Origin of the sequence: Sphingobium sp. Z007 (genome assembly GCF_900013425.1) — a bacterium.
Taxonomy (GTDB): Bacteria; Pseudomonadota; Alphaproteobacteria; order Sphingomonadales; family Sphingomonadaceae; genus Sphingobium.
Map to the genome: position 1 here is coordinate 2,963,721 of NZ_FBXK01000005.1, position 22,639 is coordinate 2,986,359.

Annotated in this window: 21 protein-coding genes and 1 pseudogene; 9 read left to right on the plus strand and 13 right to left on the minus strand. The window is 63.5% G+C overall.

All coding sequences use genetic code 11. The features are described from left to right. Positions 1-41 precede the first annotated feature (41 nt). The 4 genes from aspS to CEQ44_RS22280 all read left to right on the plus strand — a co-directional run bounded on the left by aspS (position 42) and on the right by CEQ44_RS22280 (position 4,531). Complete coding sequence (gene aspS, locus CEQ44_RS22265) at positions 42-1,826, plus strand: aspartate--tRNA ligase (protein ID WP_088184164.1); 1,785 nt, start codon at positions 42-44, stop codon at positions 1,824-1,826. A gap of 254 nt (positions 1,827-2,080) precedes the next feature. Continuing rightward, positions 2,081-2,863: a polyphosphate kinase 2 family protein gene (locus tag CEQ44_RS22270; protein WP_088190041.1), complete on the plus strand. Its 783-nt coding sequence runs from the start codon at positions 2,081-2,083 to the stop codon at positions 2,861-2,863. 74 nt (positions 2,864-2,937) lie between these two features. Continuing rightward, positions 2,938-4,251, plus strand: coding sequence for a methyl-accepting chemotaxis protein (locus CEQ44_RS22275; RefSeq protein WP_088184163.1), 1,314 nt, complete (start codon positions 2,938-2,940; stop codon positions 4,249-4,251). Positions 4,252-4,345: 94 nt separating this feature from the next. Beyond that, a complete protein-coding gene (locus CEQ44_RS22280; RefSeq protein WP_088184162.1) occupies positions 4,346-4,531 on the plus strand; it encodes a hypothetical protein in 186 nt (61 codons plus the stop codon). Between the two features lie 95 nt (positions 4,532-4,626). Here CEQ44_RS22280 and bla read toward each other — a convergent pair whose 3' ends face one another. After that, entirely contained in the window at positions 4,627-5,490 is an 864-nt protein-coding gene (gene bla / locus CEQ44_RS22285) for a subclass B3 metallo-beta-lactamase (RefSeq protein WP_088184161.1), read from the minus strand. A gap of 105 nt (positions 5,491-5,595) precedes the next feature. Here bla and CEQ44_RS22290 point away from each other — a divergent pair. Next, positions 5,596-6,031, plus strand: a pseudogene (locus tag CEQ44_RS22290) (LysR family transcriptional regulator); the annotation flags it as partial. Positions 6,032-6,108: 77 nt separating this feature from the next. Here the strand turns inward: CEQ44_RS22290 and CEQ44_RS22295 are convergent. The 5 genes from CEQ44_RS22295 to CEQ44_RS22315 all read right to left on the minus strand — a co-directional run bounded on the left by CEQ44_RS22295 (position 6,109) and on the right by CEQ44_RS22315 (position 10,331). Then, positions 6,109-6,330 (minus strand): type II toxin-antitoxin system HicB family antitoxin, encoded by a 222-nt coding sequence (locus tag CEQ44_RS22295; RefSeq protein WP_088184160.1) that lies wholly within the window; start codon positions 6,328-6,330, stop codon positions 6,109-6,111. Then, positions 6,327-6,578 (minus strand): type II toxin-antitoxin system HicA family toxin, encoded by a 252-nt coding sequence (locus CEQ44_RS22300; protein ID WP_088184159.1) that lies wholly within the window; start codon positions 6,576-6,578, stop codon positions 6,327-6,329. The genes CEQ44_RS22295 and CEQ44_RS22300 overlap by 4 nt, the downstream gene beginning before the upstream one ends. 109 nt (positions 6,579-6,687) lie before the next feature. Continuing rightward, positions 6,688-8,871: an excinuclease ABC subunit UvrB gene (gene uvrB / locus CEQ44_RS22305; RefSeq protein WP_088184158.1), complete on the minus strand. Its 2,184-nt coding sequence runs from the start codon at positions 8,869-8,871 to the stop codon at positions 6,688-6,690. A 40-nt stretch (positions 8,872-8,911) separates the two neighbouring features. Further along, entirely contained in the window at positions 8,912-9,340 is a 429-nt protein-coding gene (locus tag CEQ44_RS22310) for a hypothetical protein (protein WP_088184157.1), read from the minus strand. Then, positions 9,327-10,331 carry a DNA/RNA non-specific endonuclease gene (locus CEQ44_RS22315; protein ID WP_088184156.1) on the minus strand — a complete coding sequence of 335 codons (1,005 nt, stop codon included), beginning with the start codon at positions 10,329-10,331 and terminating at the stop codon, positions 9,327-9,329. Before CEQ44_RS22315 ends, CEQ44_RS22310 begins: the two co-directional genes overlap by 14 nt. Positions 10,332-10,477: 146 nt before the next feature. Here CEQ44_RS22315 and CEQ44_RS22320 point away from each other — a divergent pair, with 146 nt between their 5' ends. The 3 genes from CEQ44_RS22320 (at position 10,478) to CEQ44_RS22330 (ending at position 12,637) form a co-directional block, all read left to right on the plus strand. Further along, complete coding sequence (locus tag CEQ44_RS22320; RefSeq protein WP_088184237.1) at positions 10,478-11,041, plus strand: DUF3617 domain-containing protein; 564 nt, start codon at positions 10,478-10,480, stop codon at positions 11,039-11,041. Continuing rightward, positions 11,008-11,970 (plus strand): hypothetical protein, encoded by a 963-nt coding sequence (locus CEQ44_RS22325; RefSeq protein ID WP_254914377.1) that lies wholly within the window; start codon positions 11,008-11,010, stop codon positions 11,968-11,970. Before CEQ44_RS22320 ends, CEQ44_RS22325 begins: the two co-directional genes overlap by 34 nt. Positions 11,971-12,136: 166 nt before the next feature. Then, the gene (locus CEQ44_RS22330) at positions 12,137-12,637 is read left to right on the plus strand and encodes a DUF3617 domain-containing protein (protein ID WP_373438199.1); all 501 of its coding nucleotides are present in this window, start codon (positions 12,137-12,139) and stop codon (positions 12,635-12,637) included. 6 nt (positions 12,638-12,643) lie between these two features. Here CEQ44_RS22330 and CEQ44_RS22335 read toward each other — a convergent pair whose 3' ends face one another. From CEQ44_RS22335 to CEQ44_RS22365, 7 genes are all read right to left on the minus strand, one after another. Next, complete coding sequence (locus tag CEQ44_RS22335; protein WP_088184154.1) at positions 12,644-13,861, minus strand: MBL fold metallo-hydrolase; 1,218 nt, start codon at positions 13,859-13,861, stop codon at positions 12,644-12,646. 124 nt (positions 13,862-13,985) lie between these two features. Next, positions 13,986-15,347 carry a methyl-accepting chemotaxis protein gene (locus CEQ44_RS22340; RefSeq protein ID WP_088184235.1) on the minus strand — a complete coding sequence of 454 codons (1,362 nt, stop codon included), beginning with the start codon at positions 15,345-15,347 and terminating at the stop codon, positions 13,986-13,988. A 110-nt stretch (positions 15,348-15,457) separates the two neighbouring features. Continuing rightward, positions 15,458-16,375 (minus strand): DMT family transporter, encoded by a 918-nt coding sequence (locus CEQ44_RS22345; protein WP_088184153.1) that lies wholly within the window; start codon positions 16,373-16,375, stop codon positions 15,458-15,460. Positions 16,376-16,419: 44 nt separating this feature from the next. After that, positions 16,420-17,472: a DUF3667 domain-containing protein gene (locus CEQ44_RS22350; RefSeq protein WP_088184152.1), complete on the minus strand. Its 1,053-nt coding sequence runs from the start codon at positions 17,470-17,472 to the stop codon at positions 16,420-16,422. 54 nt (positions 17,473-17,526) lie between these two features. Next, positions 17,527-17,763, minus strand: a complete 237-nt coding sequence (locus CEQ44_RS22355) for a hypothetical protein (protein ID WP_088184151.1) — start codon at positions 17,761-17,763, stop codon at positions 17,527-17,529. 139 nt (positions 17,764-17,902) lie between these two features. Further along, complete coding sequence (locus CEQ44_RS22360) at positions 17,903-19,423, minus strand: fumarate hydratase (protein ID WP_088184234.1); 1,521 nt, start codon at positions 19,421-19,423, stop codon at positions 17,903-17,905. A gap of 90 nt (positions 19,424-19,513) precedes the next feature. Then, positions 19,514-20,158: a glutathione S-transferase family protein gene (locus tag CEQ44_RS22365; protein WP_088184150.1), complete on the minus strand. Its 645-nt coding sequence runs from the start codon at positions 20,156-20,158 to the stop codon at positions 19,514-19,516. Positions 20,159-20,676: 518 nt separating this feature from the next. Between CEQ44_RS22365 and CEQ44_RS22370 the strand changes: the two genes are divergently transcribed. After that, entirely contained in the window at positions 20,677-22,581 is a 1,905-nt protein-coding gene (locus CEQ44_RS22370; protein ID WP_088184233.1) for a ribonucleoside-diphosphate reductase subunit alpha, read from the plus strand. The last annotated feature ends 58 nt before the right edge of the window (positions 22,582-22,639 follow it).

Sequence of the window (22,639 nt, forward strand, 5' to 3'; positions counted from 1 at the left end):
TTTGTCATTTCCGTAAAACGAAGCTGAAAGACCAAAACGCCATGCACGCCTATCGCACCCACACCTGCGGCGCCCTGACCACGGCCGATGTCGGCACCAAGGTCCGCGTGTCGGGCTGGGTGCATCGCAAGCGCGATCATGGCGGCGTCCTGTTTGTCGATCTGCGCGATCATTATGGCATTACCCAGATCGTGGCGAAGGCCGACAGCGATCCGCTCCGTACGCTGGAATCGCTCCGCCTCGAATCCGTCGTGACGATCGACGGTCATGTCGTGGCCCGCGCGCCCGAAGCCATCAACCCGCGGATGGAAACCGGCGAGATCGAGATCGTTGCCGATAGCGTCACCATCCTCTCCACCGCCGCCGAACTGCCGCTGCCGGTCGCGGGCGAGCAGGAATATCCCGAAGACATCCGCCTGCGCTATCGCTTCCTCGACCTGCGCCGCGAAACGCTGCACGCCAACATCGTCAAGCGCACCAGGATCATCTCCGACATGCGCCGCCGCATGGAAGGGATCGGCTTCACCGAATATTCGACGCCGATCCTGACGGCGAGCAGCCCGGAAGGCGCCCGCGACTTCCTGGTGCCCAGCCGCATTCATGCCGGCAAATTCTACGCCCTGCCGCAGGCGCCCCAGCAATATAAGCAGCTGCTCATGGTCGCGGGCTTCGACCGCTATTTCCAGATCGCGCCCTGCTTCCGCGACGAAGACCCGCGCGCCGATCGTCTGCCGGGCGAATTTTACCAGCTCGACCTGGAAATGAGCTTCGTCACCCAGGAAGATGTCTGGAACACGATGGAGCCGGTGATCGCCCAGGTGTTCGAACAGTTTGCCGACGGCAAGCCGGTCACTCCCGCAGGCAGCTTCCCGCGCATCCCCCATGCCGAGGCGCTGCTGAAGTACGGGAGCGACAAGCCCGACCTGCGCAACCCGATCCTCATCACCGACGTCACGGAGCATTTCGTCGGCTCCGGCTTCGGCATCTTCGCCTCGCTGGTCGACAGCGGCAGCGTCATCCGCGCGATCCCGGCGCCCGGCGCCGGCGCTGGCAGCCGCAAATTCTTCGACGAAATGAACAATTGGGCGCGCGGCGAGGGCTATTCGGGCCTGGGCTATATCAACATCAAGGATGGCGTCCCCGGCGGTCCGATCGCCAAGAATCATGGCGAAGAAGCGACCGCGAAGTTGATCGCAGCGCTCGGCCTTGGCCCCAATGACGGCGTGTTCTTCGCCGCTGGCAAGGAAAGCCAGGCGGCGAAGCTGGCGGGCCTCGCGCGCACCCGCGTCGGCGAAACGCTGGACCTGATCGACAAGGATCGCTTCGACCTGTGCTGGATCGTGGACTTCCCCTTCTACGAATATGACGAAGACACCAAGTCGGTCGACTTCGCGCACAACCCCTTCTCGATGCCGCAGGGCGGCCTCGACGCGCTCAACAATCAAGAGCCGCTGACCATCAACGCCTATCAATATGACATGGTCTGCAACGGCTTCGAGATCGCATCGGGATCGATCCGCAACCAGTCGCCCGAACTGATGGTGAAAGCGTTCGAACTGGTGGGCCTGTCCCAACAGGATGTGGAGGATCGCTTTGGCGGCCTCTACCGCGCCTTCCAGTACGGCGCGCCGCCGCATGGCGGCATGGCGGCGGGCGTCGATCGCATCGTGATGCTGCTGTGCGGCGCGCAGAATTTGCGCGAAATCACGCTGTTCCCGATGAACCAGCGCGCCGAAGACCTGCTGATGGGTGCGCCCAGCGCGGCCGAATTCAAGCAGCTGCGCGAACTCCATGTCCGCGTCGTGGAGCCTCAGGCGAAGGCCTGATCCTCCGCCCGCGCTGGAAGACTATTTTTGCGCAGAGGCGCAGAGAACGCAGAGGGCAAACTCGGCGTCCTCTGCGCCTCTGCGCGATTATTCTTTTGCGGTTCACGCAGAGGCGCGGAGACGCGGAGTCACGGAGACAAAATCCCTCCGCGCCTCCGTGCGAGTCCCCCTTCTTCTGTATTCTGGCCGCCATCAGATTTGACTTTTCCCGCGTCCAAGCGTTGCCTGCCACAGCAACAGTATAGGAAGCGCGCATGACCATCGACCTCGCCGACTATGAAAAGGGCTCGAAATATAAGGGCGACTATGACGCCGACCTGCTCGCCCTTCAGCAGCGGCTCGCCAAGATTCAGGTCGCGCACATATTGCACGGCAAGCGCAGCGTCATCCTGCTGGAAGGCTGGGACGCGGCGGGCAAGGGTGGCATCATCAAGCGCATGACCGCCGACTGGGATCCGCGCTATTATCAGGTCCATCCGATATCCGCCCCGACGCAGGAGGAGCGCGACCATCATTTCCTTTGGCGTTTCTGGACGCGCCTGCCCGCCAGCCGCAACATCGCTCTGTTCGATCGCAGCTGGTACGGCCGGGTGCTGGTGGAACGCGTCGAAGGCTTCTGTCCCAAGAAGGACTGGAAACGCGCCTATGACGAGATCAACGCCTTCGAACGGCAACAGATCGAAATCGGCACCAACTTCGTCAAACTGTTCATCCACATCACCCAGGAAACCCAGGACGAACAGCTCGCCCAACGGCTCGACACACCCTGGAAGCGGTGGAAGACTGGCGCAGACGATTATCGCAACCGCGCCCGCCGCGCCGACTATCTCGACGCCATGCACGATATGTTCAGAAAAACGGACAGCAAACAGGCGCCCTGGCAGGTGATCGACAATAATCATCGCAAGGCCGGCCGGATCGCGGCGCTGACCTACGTCGCTAACAGACTGGAAAAGCTGGTGCCGATGGATTTTCCCGCTGCGGACCCGGCCGTGGTCAAACTGGCACAGGACGCGTTCGGCTATAAACCCAAATAAAATCAAATGCTTGTAATAAAAGTGTCATGAAATTCTAACCGCGCATTTACCATTAGCGGTCTAAGCCGCTGTCCATGTTCGCAGCGCCCATCGCCATGCCCGACCCGTCCGTCGTCCCCGATCTGCCTTTGGCCGACCGGACGCCGGTCGTGCGCTTGGGTCAGCCGCTCAGCGACGCGGTGGACTGGTTCCAGCGCGATTCGGGCCTGCGCCTGCTGCCGGTGCTGGACGCGGCCGACCGGCCGGTCGGCGCGATTTACGAGCGCGATATGCGCCGCATCCTGTTCAACCCCTTCGGCCACGCCCTGCTGCGCAATCCCAGTTTCGGCGGCCGGCTGGACGATCATGTCCGCCCCTGCGCCAGCGTCGACCGCACCGCCAGCGTGGAGGCGCTGGTCGATCTGTTCGCCGCCCAGGGCACCGGCTGCGACGGGCTGATCGTTACCGACGCGGGCGTCTATAGCGGGGTGCTGGACGGCGGGCTGCTGCTGCGGCTGGCGGCTGATCGCGACGCGCGGGTGGCGCTGGCGCGGAGCGCGCGGGTCGAGCAGATCACGCAGGAAAGCGCCGCCTTCCGCCAGGATATCGCCACGATGATCGCCGACATGGCGGCGATGGCTGAACGCTTGTCGGCGTTGGCGGGGCAGGCGGCGGAGCGCGCTGCGGGCGACGGCGCCGATTCGGCCGCCATGGCGGTCGCCGCGGCGCAGACGGCCGAACGGCTGGCCGACCTGGCGTCGGGCGGCGTGGAGCTGGGGCAGCTGTTCCGGGCGATAGAGGCCGAGGCGCAGGCGGCGGGCGCAGCGATCGCAGAGGCGGCGGCGCGCAGCCGATCCGGGGTCGAACGCAGCGCTGCGCTGCGAGTCGAGGCCGACGGCATCGGCGAGGTCATCGCGCTGATCGACAGCATCGCTCGCGCCACCACCATGCTGGCGCTCAATGCGGGGATAGAAGCCGCGCGCGCAGGCGAAGCAGGACGGGGCTTCGCCGTGGTAGCGCACGAAGTCAAATCGCTCGCGCAACAGACCCGCGACGCAGCCGCCGGCATAGCCGGGCGGATCGACCATATTCGCGCCGCCATCGGCGAAGTGGCGGCGGGCCATGCGCATATGGACGCCATCATGGCCCGCGCCGACCGGCTGTCGGCGGCGGTGTTCGAAGCGGTGGCGCGGCAAAGCGTCTTCAGCCGCACCATGGCGGACAGCGTGGCGGAGGCGGGATCGTCCAGCGCCCATATCCGCACCGGCGCGCGCCAGATCAGCGACAATGCCCAGGCCACCGTGCTGGCGGCGCGCGGGATGCGCGATGTCGCCGATCGACTGGCGGATGAAGCGCATCGGCTGGAACAGCGCGCCGGCGGCTTTATCGCCGCCATCCGCGCCGCCTGAATTATCCCACTGGCGTCCGCGCCAAAGGACGCTAGGCTGGCTGTCCAAAGGCGCCGCATCGTCAAAATGCGGCCACATAAAAGGAGAGGACGCCATGCTCGTGATGTTCGTCGGCACCGATCGCACCCAGACCGCAATCAACCCTGCGCAGGTCACCTTCGTCTCACAGGTCAGCGACGGCACGCGCATCCGCTTCAGCGAGGGGCGCAGCGTCACCGTGACCGAGCCGATCGGGGCCGTGCTCGACAGTCTCAATCAGGCGCTACGCCCGCACGAATAAAAGAACGCTCGTGCTCCTGCGCAGGCAGGAGTCCAGGGTTTCATGCACGGCCCTTTGCGACCCTAGCTTCTGCGTTCGCGCGAGCACGAACGTTCCTATTCCGTCAGCTTATTCGCCAACGCCGCCTCCGCGCGCTGCGCATAGGCGCGGCACGCACCCGGATCGAGGAACGGGTTGGCCGTGCGCGCCTTGCCCAATCGCGTCAGCCTGTCGGCTTGGTCGGCGGCCGGATGGGATGGGATCAGCATGTCGCACGGCATCGCCTTCACCCGCTCGAAGCTGGCGCGAAAGGCGTCCACGAAGGACGCATGCGCCGGATCGGCAAAGCGCCAGCCATCGGCCGCAACCGGATTGAGGCTGGCGCCGAAAACGATCGTCCGGCACGCCTTGCCCTCGCAGCTTTTCCAGCTCCAGCTCATGCTGCCCAGCGTATGACCGGGCGTTGCATGGGCGGTGACGATGGTGTCCCCCAGCCGGATCGTTTCGCCATGGCGCGCCACGCGCAGCTTTGGGACGGCGGGAAAGCGATCCAGCCACGCCGCCTGAGGATCGTCCGGGTCGCCGCCGCCCGTCCGCAGCACCGCCGCGCCGGCCGCGCTGGCGATCACGGTCGCGCCGCTATCTAGCGCCAGCGCGGCGAAACCGCCGGCATGGTCGGAATGTGGCTCGGTGGACAGGATCAGCTTCACGTCGCGGATCGAAAAGCCGATCTGACGAAGATGCGCCTTGATCTGCGCCACGCCCTGCGGCACGCCGCCATCGACCAGAATCAACCCGGCGCTGGTGCGGATCATCGCGACGTTCAAATCGCCAAAGCCGACTAGATAAGTCGATCCATAGAGCCGCGCGGGCGATTGCGGCGCCATCCACTTGATGGGATCAGGCGCAGCCGGCTGTGACGCCGCGCCCATGGCCGTCATCCCAGCCACGCTAATAGCCAATGCCACTGTCTTCCGCATGATCCTGCCTCCATCTCTGCCTGAAGGCCATGTTGCCCCGCCGGATGACTACCGACAAAGCATGATTTCTCGACAGAGCCACGAGCCGGGCTCATGCCTGCCGCCATGGACCGCGCGCAATTGCCCCTGAATGCCTTGCGCGCCTTCGAGGCGTCGGCGCGGCACCTGAACTTCACCAAGGCAGCGCAGGAACTGTGCGTCAGCCAAGGTGCGGTCAGTCAGTAGGAGGCGCGGCTGGGTGCGCCGCTCTTCCGCCGCCTGCCGCGCGGCCTGATGCTGACGAACGAAGGTCGCGCGCTGCTGCCGGTGATGAGCGACGCGCTCGACCGGATCGGCGCGAGGCTGGACCGGATAGAGGGCGGCGGTCCGCGGGAGATATTGAATAGCGGCGTGATCGGCACCTTCGCGGCCGACTGGCTGCTCGATCGGCTGGCTGATCCGATCCTGCGCGCGCCGCTCCCCCCCGCCCTGCACCTCCGAAATCGCGGCGCGCCTGCCCGGTCGGGCCGCTCTGGCGGACGAAACTTTGCTGCGCTCCTATGCAGGAACCAGTCCTGCCATTTCAACTGGGCTCCTGCCTTCGTAGGAACACGCTGCGTTTGATATTCTGCGATGCGTTCAGGCGGCGTAGATAGCCGGGCGATAGCGGGCTTCTGGTATGGCGTGCCCATGCTCGCGTGCGAAATCCAGCCACATCGCGATGACAACCTGCACTTCAGCGATCGCTTCGGCGGGCGTGTCGCCATGCGCCGAACAGGGCTTAAGGTCCGGCACGTCCGCGATCCAGACCTTGTCCTCTTTCGACCAGAAGAGATTGATGTGATAATGATGGTCCATCATGCATCCATGTTGAGGCCGTAGGCTTCGATCATATCAAGAAATTGTTCGACCTGATAGGCTTTGGCGTCCTTGCCGTTGGGCTGAACAATGAGCGGTCGATCAACGCCGGTGCGGCCATAGACGTGATGACTGCCATTGACGCGCGTGAGGCGAAATCCGAAGGCTTCGAGCAGGCGCTGGAAATCACGGAAGCTGAGGTTGCGACTGCCTTGCAACAGGCGCTGGAAGAGTTTCGCGGGTTTGACCATGGCTGTGGAAATCCTACACGTCGATAATCTAGTCTGACGCATCATCCGCCAGATTTGAATCGATGTTTATACCCCTCAGTCTCTCCGTACAGGGATGGTCGGATAGCCTCTACCGGCCAAACTTCTTCTGCACCTTCCCATACCGCAATTTCCGCGTCCCCGGCTTCCCCTCGGTCGCGCGCCCGCGCGGCGCTGCGACCTGCTGCTCCACCGGCAACCCAAGCTCCTCCGCCTCCAGCTTGCGAATCTCGTCCCTGATCCGACCGGCTTCCTCGAACTCCAGGTCCGCCGCCGCAGCGCGCATCTTCTTTTCCAGATCCTCGATATAAGCGCGCAGATTGTGGCCGACCATGTGTGGCCGGTCTGCATCGCCGGTCTCCACCAGCACGCTGTCCTTGTTGGACACATGGGCGATGATGTCGCCGATGTTGCGCTTGATCGTGGTCGGCGTGATGCCGTGCTCCAGATTATAGGCTTCCTGCTTCTCCCGCCGCCGCCCAGTTTCGTTGAGCGCGCGCTCCATCGATCCGGTGATGCGATCGGCATAGAGGATCACCCGACCCTCGACATTGCGCGCCGCACGGCCAATCGTCTGGATGAGCGATGTTTCGGAGCGCAGGAAGCCCTCCTTATCTGCATCCAATATCGCCACCAGCCCGCATTCGGGAATGTCCAGCCCCTCACGCAGCAGGTTGATGCCGATCAGCACGTCATAGACGCCGAGCCGCAGGTCGCGGATCAGCTCGATTCGCTCCAGCGTCTCGACGTCGCTATGCATGTAGCGGACCTTGATCCCCGCCTCATGCATGAACTCGGTCAGGTCCTCCGCCATCCGCTTGGTCAGCGTGGTCACGAGCGTGCGATAGCCTTGCGCCGCAACCTTGCGACATTCGTTGATGAGGTCGTCGACCTGATCCTCGACCGGCTTGATCTCGACCGGCGGGTCGATCAGGCCAGTGGGGCGGATCACCTGTTCGCTGAACACGCCGCCGGTCTGCTCCATTTCCCACGAACCGGGCGTCGCGGAGACGCTGACCGTCTGCGGCCGCATCGCGTCCCATTCGTTGAAGCGCAGCGGGCGGTTGTCGATGCAACTGGGCAGGCGGAATCCATATTCGGCCAGCGTGATCTTGCGGCGATGATCCCCGCGCGCCATTGCGCCGATCTGCGGCACGGTCTGGTGGCTTTCGTCCACGAACAATAGCGCATTTTCGGGCAGATATTCGAACAGGGTTGGCGGCGGTTCGCCGGGCAGACGGCCGGTCAGGAAACGGCTGTAATTTTCGATCCCCGCGCAGCTTCCAGTCGCCGCGATCATCTCCAGGTCGAAGTTGGTCCGCTGCTCCAGCCGCTGCGCTTCCAGCAGTTTGCCCTCCGCCACCAGTTCCTTCAGCCGCTCGGTCAGCTCGAAGCGGATCGCCTCCATCGCCTGCTTGAGCGTCGGGCCGGGGGTTACATGGTGGCTGTTGGGGAAGACCTTCACATAATCGAGCGACGCGACCTTCTTGCCGCTCAGCGGGTCGAACTCGACAATCTCCTCAATCTCGTTGCCGAAGAAGCTGATGCGCCAGGCGGTATCCTCATAATGGGACGGGAAAATCTCCAGATTGTCGCCCTTCACCCGGAAATTGCCGCGCGCAAAACCCGCATCGTTGCGTTTATATTGGAGCGCGACCAGTTTGCGGATGATCTCGCGCTGATCTTCTATCCCGCCCTTCTTCATCGAAAAGGTCATGGCGGAATAGGTTTCGACCGACCCGATGCCATAAAGGCAGGAGACGGACGCGACGATGATGACATCGTCCCGTTCCAGCAGCGCGCGGGTGGCCGAATGGCGCATCCGGTCGATGCTCTCATTTACCGAGCTTTCCTTTTCGATATAGGTGTCGGACCGCGCGACATAGGCTTCGGGCTGATAATAGTCATAATAGCTGACGAAATATTCGACCGCATTGTCGGGGAAGAAGCTCTTGAACTCCCCGTACAACTGCGCCGCCAAAATCTTGTTGGGCGCCAGGATCAGCGCGGGGCGCTGCAACGCCTCGATCACCTTGGCCATGGTGAAGGTCTTGCCGGAGCCGGTGACGCCCAGCAGCACCTGGTCCCGCTCACCCGCCAGCGCCTGCTCCACCAGTTCGGGAATGGCCGTGCGCTGGTCGCCCGACGGTTCATAATCGCTGACCAGCGTGAAGGGACGACCGCCCTCGCTCTTTTCGGGGCGGGCCGGGCGATGGGGCACGAAGCCTTCCCCGGTTTGCGGTTCATCGAGCGTGGTGCGGATCTGAATCGACATGGGGCGAATATGGGGCCTTTGCGCGCAGGCGCAATCGGGATCAGGGCTTCAGTTCGAACGCGGTCTTGGGCATGGGCGGATAGACCACCGGCTTGTCGCCGAAACGCGCGCGCAAAGCGGCTTGACGGCGTTCGTCATCGATCACCTCGACGTCCACCTCATCGGGATAGCGGTAGTTGATCTCGAACTTTCCATCCTTGATCTCATATTCCAGGATGGACCAGCGCTTGATGCCGCCTTCCGCCGACTCGGCATACCAGGCTTCCCAAAGAAGATCGGAAAGAGCTTCGGTGTCGTCCAGGTTTCGAATCTGATGCCCTTCATCCTTGAAGATATTGGGGCTGATCCATCTATCACCAATCTCGACATACAAGAAAATGCCATCAGGGTCGCCGCCAACGATATTGACGAGTTCCACGCCGATCTCATTGTAAAGCGGCCCCAGAATGTCGAACTTATCTTTTGTCATCTTCGGTGCCTTTCGCTTCGTTCGGGAATTTCTTTCTGAACTTTTTGCCATCGATCTCCCATATGACATTGAGCTGGTAAGGTCGCTGCGAAGTTCCTTCATAGAGGGGTTCGATATCCACGAACACCTTATGTCCAGCGAGCAACGCCTTGGCCCAGGAATCTTCCATGACGCGATAGCTGCCGCGGTTGAAGTTGGCATTCTGGGCAAAATGGTTGAAGCGGTCGCGGGGGCCATTGAAGCGAGCAGCGATGAAATGACCGCCATCGTCATTGCCACGACGGTCGGGTTTGCCAGCCTGCGCCTGATTGTGGCGCGATCGCTCAGGCGAAACGGCCAGCGACAATTGGCCATATGTACGCCGAGTGCGGGCAATGATGTCGATATGGAAATCATAGCCATTCTTGCTCTCTCTTTGCCAGTTCGTGTCGAGAATCTGGCTGACCAGCGCGGGTGGATTGGCGACGTCCGGCGGCAATTTGCCGTCATGCGTCTCCAGATAATGGTCTAGCGCCAAAAACTTATTCTTCGCCGCGCGGCCCGCGTCCAGATAGGCTTGGTGCGGAAGCTTGATCTGTTGGCCGATCTGGAGCGGGCGATCGACGGACTGCCCGTTGAGCCAAGCCAGATCTCGTGCATCCAGTCCTGTGCGTCGCGCGGCGATGCGGGACAAGGTATCCCCCGGCCGAACGGTGTAGAGCGCGTAATTGTCGGGATGATCGGCGCGGGTGCGGCTCCAGTCGGGCACGCCCGATTCATCGTTTCGTCCGGGCGGAGCGGGCGCTTTGGGCGGACGCGCCATCCTCGCCTGATCCGGGCTGCTGCCACCGCCTGCGGGGACATAACGCCCTTGTCCCGCAAAGGTGAAACGCCCGTCCTCCTCGTCATGCCAAGGGTTGAATTTCACCTCGACCGCGGTTGGGGCGATCCTGCGCCCGGTCCGCAGATACAGGCTGAAGGCCGTCAGTTCGCCCGATATAGTCCGCTGCATCAAAACTCCCCCCAAAGTTCGATGGAGTCGCATAGCACATCAGCTAGAACAAAACAAGAACATATAATGTGTGCATCCCGTCATTGAACACCCGCGCGGCGCTGTTATGATCGCCGCAACAGCAGGGAAAACAGGAAGGAATGATGATGCGCCGGACAGTCTTGACGCTCATGCTGATGACCGCCGGCGTCGCCGCCTGCAGCGACAAGCCCGGCGACAAGACGGGCGAGATCGCCGCCACGGACGCCATGAGCAAGCAGGAGGTGAAGGCGCAGATCGACAAGGTGCAGTTGAAGCCCGGCCAGTGGCAGGGTCGCTTCACGGTCAAGGATCTGGACATGAGTACCATGCCCGGCGCGCCAGCGAACGTGAAGGACCAGATGAAAAGCGCTATGAACCAAACCGCGCTCAACTATTGCGTCACACCGAAGCAGGCCGCCAATCCGAGCGGGGAAATGTTCGCCGGCCAGGAAAACAAAAACTGCACCTATGCCGGGTTCGAGGCGAAGGGCGGCGCAGTGAAGGGGCAGGTGTCGTGCAAGTCGCAGGGCGGCACGATGAACGCCACCATGTCCGGCACTTATGCGCCCGAAAGCTACGCCATGGACATGGACATGAAGATGGCGGGCGGCCCGCAGGGCATGACGATGGCGATGACCGCCCGGTCGGAGGGCAAATGGATCGCGGACCAGTGCACCCAGGCCGAATGATGCGGCGGGTCGCGCTTTCCTGGCTGGCGCTGCTGCTTGGCCTGGCACCCTCCGCCGCTGCCGCCCAGCCGGCCCAGGATGGCGACATGATCGTGGTCGAGGGCCAGCGCCTGACCCGTGAGCAGCTGCGCGCCAAGGCCAATGATTTCGTGCGCAAGCTGGGCGTGGTGCAGGGCGACCGCAGCGTCGCGCGCTGGGTGGACGGCCTCTGCCCCAAGGTGATGGGCCTGTCGCCCGACCACGCCCGGATCGTGACCGACCGGCTGCGCGCCACCATCAAGGCGATCGGCGCGCCGTTGGGCAAAGCGGATTGCGACACCAACTTCCTGGTCGCCTTCGTCAGCGACGGCAAGGACATGGCCGCCATCATCAACGACAAGCGCCCCAGCCGCATGGCGCAGGTGGAGGGGCCGGAACGCCGCACGCTGTTGGAAAGCGATGCCGCGATCCGCTGGTGGTACACGATCCGCATTGGATCAGGCGACGGCGCGATGACCAGCACGACGCCGTCGCCCGTCACCGGGGGCAACAGCGAATCGGGGTCGTCGATGCTGCCGGATGGCGTCCCCATGGGCGGTTCCTTCGCCTCCAGCCTGATCCGCACCCAGGCGGTGCGCATCCTGTCTGCCGCCACCGTCATCATCGACGTCAATCGGGCGGAGGGCGTGTCGCTCAACGCCGCTGCCGATTATGCCGCCTTTGTCGGACTGGCGGAGGTGCGTGGGAAGACGGCCCCCGCGGTGCCGTCCGTCCTCAACCTGTTCGCGCCGCAGGATCGGGCCAGCGCCCTGACCGACTGGGATCGGCGCTTCCTGGTCGAACTCTATGACTTGCCGCTCAACCGCTTCGGCCGCAGCCAGCGCGGTCATCTGGTAAAGGCGCTGGTGGACGAGGATGGGGCCGCGAGTGGGGGCGATCCCGCCGATTGAGACCTGCCGCCTGCTGGCTTTGCCGCCTTCCGCTGTGCCGTTGGCTCGCATGGCGCAAAAGCCGGGACATGCGAGATTTCCGCTTGCGCTTTGGCGATCACGGGTAGAGCCTTGGCCCCGTTCCGATCAGAGAACGACGACAAGACATGGGGACGAGGATATGCACATGAAACTGCTGGCGGCGGTGCCGCTCGGATTGACCCTTGGCCTTGGCGCCTGTGGCGGCGATCCGGCCCCCGCGCCCCAGGCGGACGAAGCGCCGGTGCTGATGCAGGCGGGCGAATGGACCATCATCCGCAAGACCACCGGCTACAACACCCCCACCGTCACGCCTGCCGAGTATCAGCAGGCGCTCAAGCAGATCGGCGAGGATAGATTATGCGTCGGCGTCGATGCGCAGGGCGTGCCCGACGCGGATGCGCTGGCGGGCAAGGAAGGCACGGCCTGCACCTATAAGGACAAGATGGTGCGCAAGGGTCGGCTGATCGCCACCCTGTCCTGCACCGCCGGGGCCGGCATGTCGGAAATCGTGGTGGAGGGCAATTATACCGCCGACACGCTGACGCTGGGCACCACCATGACGAAGATGCAGGGCGGCAGCGCAGTGCTGCGCACGACGCATGACGTCACCGGCAAGCGGGTGGGGGATTGTCCCAAGCCGGGCTGAGCCGGCCTATTCCAGCGCCCGGATCGCCCGTTCGTCGCATTGCTTCGGCCCGACCGGCACCGGGCTGACTATGGGCACCAGCAGCGACTGGCCGATGCGCAGCGGCGCGAAGCGCTTGCGTTCGATCCCCGCGCAACGCAGCGCCAGTTCCAGCATCTTGGGCGGCGTGTCCCATCGTTCGTAGGACAGGCGGAACGTCCCCCAATGGATCGGGATCGCGGTCGATGCGCCCAGTCGCTGGAATATCTCCACCGCTTGGCTTGGGCCGATATGGGCATCCGACTGCATCTGCCCCTTCCAGAATCGGAATGCGCCGATCGGGATCAGCGCCAGCCGGATCGGGCCATAGCGCCGCGCTTCATAAGGCCACCCCATGTCGCCCGCGCCGGTGTCCCCGGCAAAGAAGATATTGCCCGCCCGCGTTTCGATCACGAAACTCGACCAGAGCGCCCGGTTGCGATCCGTTCCCCAGCGGCTGCCCCAATGATGGTTGCGGGTTACATGCACCTGATAATCGGGGCAATGTTCGTAACTGCCGCACTGGATCACCGCTTGCGGCGCAAGGCCATTCAAGGCCGCGCCGCTGATCGACTGTCCCCAGTCCAGCGCCGTCGCCGGGATGCCATGCGCCTTCAATATGGTGTCGTTACCCAGGCTCGTGACGATCTTGGGCCGGTCCCGCGCCCAAAGCCTTTTCAGCGTAGGCAAATCCATATGGTCGTAATGATTGTGGCTGAGGACAATCAGGTCGATCTTGGGCAGATCATCGAAGCGGATGCCCGGCTGCGCCACACGTTTCGGGCCGAGCGGGGGCAGGGGGCTGGCATGGTCCGACCAGATCGGGTCGGTCAGAATATTAAGCCCCGCCGCCTGCACCAGCACGGTCGCATGGCCGACCCAGGTCGCCACCATGCCGCGCGGCGCGGCGAAGGGGGCGGGGCGGGCGGGCTTGACCGCGACGGCCACCGGCCATTCCGGCCGGTCGTCATCGCCCAGTAGCCAGCGTGCGATAAATCCCGCCCGATTGGAGCCGGGCGGGGCTGGCACGTCGATCGCGCCATCGGGATTGAAGAAATGGGCGCCGTCATAATGGCGGCTGGCCGGTCCCTGATAATATATGCGGTCGAGGAAGGGCGGAACGACCGTGATCGCCAGGCACAGGGCGATGACGGCGAACAGCAGTGCGATCCCTGCGCCCCGGACGATGCTGACAAGGCGACCCATGGCTGCTCCTGAAGATGACGACAGCGACATAGCGCAAGAGGGCAGAGGAGCAAGGGCGCAGATTGGTTATGGGGGGGAAGCGGACGGTCCGATAGTCTTCCTGTCGCAGCGTCCCTTGCGCGGCTCAGCTCTGGTCCTGATAGGCCATCTGCAATATGCCCCAGTGGCGCCCCTTCACGTGGATCGACGCGATCACCTGTTTCAGCAGGATCACCTCCCCCTGTGCAGTCAGCCGGCGATAGGCCTTGATGCAGAAGGGCTTTGTAGTCTTCGCCTGTTCGCGCGTATCGGGAAAGTCGAACATCATCCCCTGGCGCGCATATTCCAGGTTCCATTTGTCGTCGCCCGGCCGCTGCTGCTGCGCGCGTTCGGGCATGGCGACCGCGCCATAGGCGTTGCGATCGGTGAAGGTCATGCCGAACAGGCCGGGAAATCCACGCGCCTTTTCTTGTTGCGCACGGGCGACGGGCAGCATCGCATCCTGCACCGGATGGGTAAAGAGCGGCGGGTTGGTGCCGGTGATCGGCGCGTAATAGTCGCTGAAAATCGCCGCTTCGCTGACCGCGTCCACGTCGATCGCGCGCTCGATCGCGCGGCCGACCTGCTGCGCGCTCTCCAGGCTGAAACGGATATAGGGCGAATCGGGAATATCGACGCCGCTTTCGGCCAGATATTGCAGCAATTCGTTGGTGTCGTCGCTGGCGGTTGACACGCGCCCGGACAGGCGTTGCAACCCGTCGGCATTGTCGGTCGATGTGCTGGCGAGCGCGGCCAGCCCGCCGCGAATCTCACCGGCTGATCCCACCATCGACGCGATCCGTTCGGCCACCGCCTCGCTATTGTTCGACAGGCCCTGCATCAGCGCGCCGAGTCGATCGACCAGCGTCTCGATATTCTTGGTGTCGTTAAGCGCGGTGCGCGCGGTTTGCGCGCCATGGGTGATGCTGGCCAGCATCCCGCCCGCCTCACCGGTCAGCGCCGCGATCGACTGTTCGATCGTATGCGTCGCCGCCGCTGTTTCCTGCGCCAGCTTCTTCACTTCGGACGCGACCACGGCAAAGCCGCGCCCGGCGTCGCCCGCGCGCGCCGCCTCGATCGTGGCGTTGAGGGCAAGCAAATTGGTCTGGCTGGCGATTCCGCTGATGACGCTGGTGACATGCGCCACGGTCTTGAGCGCCTCGCCAAAGCCGTCCAGCCGACTGTGGACCTGCTTCACCTGTTCGATCAGATCGACGAAATTATGATTGGCCGCGGACAGTTGCCGCCCTGAATCGTCGATGATGCCGCGGGCCGCCACCGCCTGCGCGCGCGCTTCCTGCCCCGCCATCGCCACGCGGTCGCCATCGCGCGATAATTGCGCGGCCGCGCCGCTGATCGCCTCGATCGTGCGCGCCTGATGCGTTACCCGATCGGCCAGTTCGCTGATGTCCGCCTGCAGATCGAGCGTTCGGATGCCCAGGTCGCCTGACAATTTTGCGACTTTCATCACCGCTTGGGCGATCGTTTCGGAGTGCGCGTCTTTTCCCACAGGAAAGGGGCTAACTGACCATGGTGAAGGAATGGTTAGCGATGCGGCGATCCGACGCAATGCTCCGCTTATAAAGCGCCCATCAGCGCCAGCGCCACGCCGCTCACCACCAGCAGCAATCCCGCCGCCTCGCTCCGCCGCAGCCGTTCCTTCAGGTAAAAATGGCCGAACGCCATGGTGAAGGCGACTTCGACCTGGCCCACGATCCGCACCAGCGCGACGGGCGCGGTGGCAAAGCCGGTGAACCAGCAGGCGCTGCCCAGCGCGGACAGCAATCCAACCTGTCCCGACACTCGCCAGCTCGCCAACACCCGCCGCATCTCGCCCGGCTCGCGCGCCATCAGCCAGGCGCCCTGCATCAGCGTCTGCACCAGCACCGTGGCGACCAGCACCAGCAGCGCGGCAAGGATGCGGTCGTCTCCGCCCACCGCCTGCGTCGCCCGGCGGATGCCGATCGCGGTCAGCGCGAAGAAAAATCCAGACGCGATGCCGGCCCTTGCCGCCGGTTGGCCCAGCGCGCGCAGGAAATCCTCCGGTCCCATGCGCCTGCCCCCGGTGGACAGGATCATCACGCCGATCACGCCGCACCCTATCCCGGCCCAGGTCAGCGGACGCAGCCGTTCGCCCAGCAGCAGAAAGGACAGCAGCGCGCCCTGCACCGCCTCGGTCTTGGAATAGGCGGTGCCCACCACGAAATTGCGATGCTTGAACGCGGCGATCAGCAAATTGGTGGCGACGATCTGCGCCAGCCCGCCGCCGACGCAGAAGAGCAGGAAGCTGGACCCGATCACCGGCAGTGGCGCGGGAAAGAGCAGGGCATAGCCGCCTAGCAGCAGCAGGGTAAAGGGGATGCCGTACAGATAGCGGGCCAGCCCCGCCGCATTGATCGACAGGCTGTGGCTGACGCGCCGCTGGATCGCAGTGCGCCACGCCTGCACCGCCCCGGCGATCAGCGTCGCGGGCAACCAGATCGGGGATGTAATCATGCCCGCCCTATACAGGGCGAACGCAAGGCGTCATCCCATCATTATCAGGCCATCATCACCAGGAAAGTGAAGAAGAGCGAGAGCGACACGCAGGCAAAGCCATAGAGCAGGGGCATCCGCCACAAAGCGCCCATCCGTGACAAAGCATAGGCGTCCTTGAACTGGCGATACATATGCCAGATGGCGAAAAGCAGCAGGACCAGCGTTACCACCCCGCTGGTCACATGCACCATGGTCAGCACCATCGAAACCGAAAAGAGCAGCGACATGAAGGCGATGGAATAGGTAATGTAGATCGCATGATCGTACATTTTGTAGCGGCGGCTGAACGGGAAGAGCAGCCAGATGAAGGGCAGCGAAATCAGGATCAGCGCCCAGGAGAATTTATAGGCGTTGGCCTTGAGCTTATAATAGGCGAACTCCGGGTTCTTTGCGGCGGCGCTAATGGCCGTGCCCACGGTCTGGGCTACCCCGCCGTTCAGGCCCTCGCTCCGCAGTGAATCGGTCAGGCCGCTTGCCATGGTCAGCCCCCGGCGTTCCTCGCGCGCCTCGGCCAGGTCTTCGGTCAGCGATTCCCTGCGCGCCGCCGACAGGCCGGGCGCCGCCAGCTCCGCCTGGATCGTTGCGATCTGGGCGTCGGCCCGGGCCTCCTCCTCCTTCAACTCGGCGATCTCGCCCTTGTCCATCTGCACCATTTTCCCGGCTTCCGGCCCATGGCTGGTGAGCGAGAAAATCGCGTACATGAGGAAGGCTGAAAACAGGAACAGGGCGAAGGGTGACACGAATTTCGCCCGCTCGCCCTGGATATAACGCCGCGTCAGATGCCCCGGTCGCAGCGCCAGTTCGGGCAGGGTGGTCCAGATTTTGCCCTCGAAATGCAGCACGCCATGCGCCAGGTCATGGCCGATCGCGCCGAAGCTGCGGTGGAGATGCGCCGCCTGTCCGCAACTGGCGCAATAGTTGCCGGATAGCGCCGCGCCGCAATTGCGGCAGGCGCCATGGCCTGCGTCATGCGCTTCGCCATGACCCGGCTCCACCGCGCGCGCCAGCATGCCCCCGTTGATCGCGTCGCCTGCCGCTTCGATTTCCCCTGTCATGGGACCGGAGAGTATCAGCGGTGTATGACATACACCAGACGGCTTGAGTGAATATCAGCTCGGCTTGGCACCCGGCGGCAGGCCATGGGACAGGCCCTGACGCCCCATCGTCCAGTTTGCCTCCAGCCGCACCAGCGGATTGGGCGCGCACCAGATTTCGCCGGTGTCGGACAAGCCCGTCACCCAGATCAAATTATGTTCCTGCCCATAATCGATGACGGCCAGGGCATAGCCTTTTCCCTTGCCTTCGACATGGACGGGCAGGGGCGGATCGAGCTGGGTAAAGGACATGGGCGATGCTCCGGCTATAGAATGCCGGTGACAATGCGGACCGGAGGGGGCGAGTTCCCGGTGTCGGCCAGCGACTTGATCGGAATTAGCGCGATTCCTTCAACCCTCCCCATTTGGCGATGGGGAGGGTTGATGAAGGTCAAGCGCCTTCGAGCAGCTTCTCGCGCTTGATCTTTTCCTGCCACACCAGCGGGGCGAGGCGATGGACATTCTGCCCCTCGCTATCCACCGCCACCGTCACCGGCATATCCTGCACATCGAACTCGTAGATCGCTTCCATGCCCAGATCCTCGAAGCCCACGACCTTCGCGCCCTTGATCGCGCGCGCGACCAGATAGGCCGCGCCGCCGACCGCCATCAGATAGGCGCTTTTGTGGACCCGGATGCTCTCCGTCGCCGCCGGCCCGCGCTCGGCCTTGCCGACGCAGCCCAGCAGCCCCTGTTCCAGCATCATGTCCATGAAGCTGTCCATGCGTGTCGCGGTCGTTGGACCGGCTGGGCCGACCACTTCGTCGCGCACCGGATCGACCGGGCCGACATAATAGATCACCCGTCCCTTGAAATCGACCGGCAGGCTCTCGCCCTTGGCCAGCATGTCCTTGATGCGCTTGTGCGCGGCGTCGCGCCCGGTCAGCATCTTGCCATTGAGCAGCAGCCGGTCGCCATGCTTCCAGCTTTGCACGATCTCTGGCGTCAGACTGTTGAGATCGACGCGGATCGCTTCCTTGCTCGGTTTCCAATCAACATCGGGCCATTCCGACAGCTTGGGCGCCTCCAAATAGGCCGGACCGGACCCGTCGAGCGTGAAATGCGCGTGGCGCGTTGCGGCGCAATTGGGGATCATCGCCACCGGCTTGCCCGCCGCATGGCAGGGATAATCGTAAATCTTGACGTCAAGGATGGTGGAAAGCCCGCCCAGCCCCTGCGCGCCGATGCCCAGCGCGTTCACCTTGTCGAAAATCTCGATCCGCATCCTTTCGATGTCGTTCTGCGGCCCGCGCAACTTCAATTCGCCCATGTCGATGGGTTCCATCAGGCTTTCCTTGGCCAGCGCCACCGCCTTTTCCGCGGTGCCGCCGATGCCGATGCCCAACATGCCCGGCGGGCACCAGCCCGCGCCCATCTGCGGGATCATCTCCAGAACCCAATCCACGATCGAATCGCTGGGGTTCATCATCTTGAACTTGGTCTTATTCTCCGACCCGCCGCCCTTGGCCGCGACGTCGATGACCACCTTGTTGCCCGGCACCATCTCCACGGTCAGCACGCAGGGCGTATTGTCCTTGGTGTTCTGCCGCGAGAAAGCCGGGTCGCGCAGGATCGACGCGCGCAGGCGGTTTTCGGGGTTCAGATACGCCTTGCGCACGCCGTCATCGACAACCTCCTGCATCGACCGGCCATTATCGTCCAGCCGACAGTCCATGCCCCATTTGATGAAGACATTGACGATGCCGGTGTCCTGGCAGATCGGGCGATGCCCCTCCGCGCACATACGGCTGTTGGTCAGGATCTGGGCGATGGCGTCCTTGGCCGCCGGATTAGCCTCCGCCTCATAGGCTTTGCCCAGCGCGCGGATATAATCCATCGGGTGGTAATAGCTGATGAACTGAAGCGCGTCGGCCACGCTGTCGATCAGATCGGCGGTCTTGATGAGCGTCATCTTGCCCTTTTCCCTTATCTGCGGCCCGCCTCTGCACAGCGGGTCCATGCAGGGGCAGCGGCTAGTGGGGAATCCTGCCCAAGTCCAGCTTCAGCCGTCCGCAAAGGGGAAGAGGTGCCACCAGGGCTGCTTCTCCTCCAGCACGCGGGCGAAGCTGGGCCGGGCCTCCAGCCGCGCCAGATAGGCGGCCAGTAGCGGAAATTCGGTCCCCAAAGGCGCGATCTTGTCGGCATAGAAGATCGCCGGCGCGGCGGCGCAGTCGGCCAGAGTAAAGGCTTCGCCCACCGCCCAGCGCCGTCCCGCCATCCGTGCCTCCAGCATGGCATAGGCCTTGGCCAGCAGGTCGCGCGCCTGCGTCACGCCGACCGCATCGCGCTGCGCTTGCGGCCGCAGCCGGTCGGCCACGATCGTCTGCATCGGCCCCATGACATAATTGTCGAACAACCGGTCCATCAGCCGCACCTCCAGCGCCGCGTCGGGATCGGCGGGGATGGGGCGGAAGGTGCCGGCTTCATGCTGGGCGAGATATTCGATGATGATGCTCGCCTCACCGATGGTGGCGTCGCGCGCCGGATCGCGCAATATCGGGAATTTGCCGATCGGCCACAGGTCCATCCATTCCCGCGCGACGTCGGCATCCTCCAGCGTTCGCGCCGCGAAAGGCGCGCCATTCTCGTAAAAGGCGATCAGCACCTTCCAGCAATAGGAAGAGAGAGGGTGGTAATAGAGAATCATCAGGCATCCTCCGCATCTGGCCGGGTCCGATCATCGTGCGGCACCGCCCTGCCGAGGGACTGCCGCCACCGCTTAGACCTTCGTCTAAAAAGGCCTGACAAGCGAAATTTATTTTTCTCTCCCCATCATCCCTCTTGCCTTTTTGCGGGGCACTGAAAGTCCATGCGTCGCCCCTGTGCGGGTTGGTGAAATGGCGTCGATCGACGCCACACGGAGTCTCCTGACTGTCATTTACCCTCTTGCGCCACCGAGCGGCTATGGCACTATCTATGGTATCGGGTTAACGGGGGTCACCCAACAGATTGTGATTGCGTGGCTGGGCGATTGTCTGGCGTTAGGGGATTTCTGTCCCTGCGATCGCTCGGTTGGGCCTTTTTCCGTCCCCGGCGCGGTATGGTTCATGCTAGGATGCGCGGCTTGTCGCGACCCACTGGACCGAATCGAACGGAACAGGAACATCGGGGGCGCGCATGGATTTTCGAGATAGTGGACAAGGTGCTGGCGACGTGGCGACTGTGATGGACGATCTTTTGGATGATATGAAGGCGCAGGCCTTGGCCCAGCCCCAGGCCGCGCCCGTGGAAACGCGGCCGGAGCCGGAGGTGCTGACCTCCTCGACCGTGCAGGCGCGGCGCTTCCCCGTCGCGACCGACCCGTCGCGCGATGCGCTGCTGACGGAGTTCGGCAAAGATACGCTGAACGACCGCTATCTGCTGCCCGGCGAATCCTATCAGGATCTTTTCGCCCGCGTCGCGGCGGCCTATGCCGACGACGCCGCGCACGCCCAGCGCGTCTATGACTATATCTCGAAACTGTGGTTCATGCCGGCGACGCCCGTCCTGTCCAACGGCGGCACCGGTCGCGGCCTGCCGATCAGCTGCTATCTGAACTCGGTGGACGACAGCCTGGAAGGCATCGTCAACACCTGGAACGAGAATGTCTGGCTCGCCTCGCGCGGCGGCGGCATCGGCACCTATTGGGGCAATGTCCGCGGCATCGGCGAGCCGGTCGGCCTCAACGGCAAGACCAGCGGCATCATTCCGTTCGTTCGCGTCATGGACTCGCTGACCCTTGCGATTAGCCAAGGCAGCCTGCGTCGCGGCTCGGCCGCCTGCTATCTCGATGTCTCGCACCCGGAGATCGAGGAGTTCCTGGAAATCCGCAAGACCAGCGGCGATTTCAACCGCAAGGCGCTCAACCTCCACCACGGCGTCCTGCTGACTGACGAGTTCATGGAAGCGGTCCGCGATGGCAGCGACTTCCATCTGCGCAGCCCCAAGGATCAGTCGATCCGCGGCACTGTCAACGCCCGCGCGCTGTTCCAGAAGCTGGTCGAAGTGCGGCTGGCGACGGGCGAACCCTATATCGTGTTCAACGACACGGTGAACCGCATGATGCCCAAACATCATCGCGACCTGGGGCTGAAGGTGTCGACCTCCAACCTTTGCTCGGAAATCACGCTGCCCACCGGCCGCGACCATCTGGGCAATGATCGCACCGCGGTCTGCTGCCTGTCGTCGATGAACCTGGAAACCTGGGACGAGTGGAAGGATCATCCGACCTTCGCCGAGGATATCATGCGCTTCCTCGACAATGTGCTCCAGGATTATATCGACCGCGCCCCGCCCGAAATGGCCCGCGCCAAATATAGTGCGATGCGCGAACGCTCGGTGGGCCTGGGCGTCATGGGTTTCCATAGCTTCCTCCAGGCGCGCAACATCCCGTTCGAAGGGGCGATGGCCAAGTCCTGGAACCTGCGCATCTTCAAGCATATCAACGCGCAGGTGAACGAAGCGTCGATGATGCTGGCGCAGGAACGCGGCCCATGTCCCGACGCCGCCGACCAGGGCGTGATGGAACGCTTTTCCTGCAAGATGGCGATCGCGCCGACCGCGTCGATCTCCATCATCTGCGGTGGCACATCGGCCTGTATCGAGCCGATCCCGGCGAACATCTACACGCACAAGACGCTGTCGGGCAGCTTCTCGATCAAGAATCCCTATCTGGAAAAGCTGCTGGTCGCCAAGGCGAAGGACAGCAGCGCGGTGTGGAACTCGATTCTGGAAAAGGGTGGTTCGGTCCAGCATCTCGACTTCCTGACGCCGGAAGAAAAGGACACGTTCAAGACCAGCTTCGAAATCGACCAGCGCTGGCTGCTTGAACTCGCCGCCGACCGCACGCCCTATATCGACCAGGCGCAGTCGCTGAACCTGTTCATCCCGGCGGATGTGGAGAAATGGGATCTGCTCATGCTCCACTTCCGCGCTTGGGAACTGGGCATCAAGTCGCTCTACTATCTGCGTTCGAAGAGCGTGCAGCGCGCGGGCTTCGCTGGGGGGGTGGAGGCCGACAACACGATCGACGCCCCCAAGTTCGAAATCGGCGAGACCACCGACTATGACGAGTGTCTTGCCTGCCAATAAGGCATGGAGGCCGGGCGCGACGGCCTATGCCGCCGCGCCCGCGCGCTCACTCTTCTTC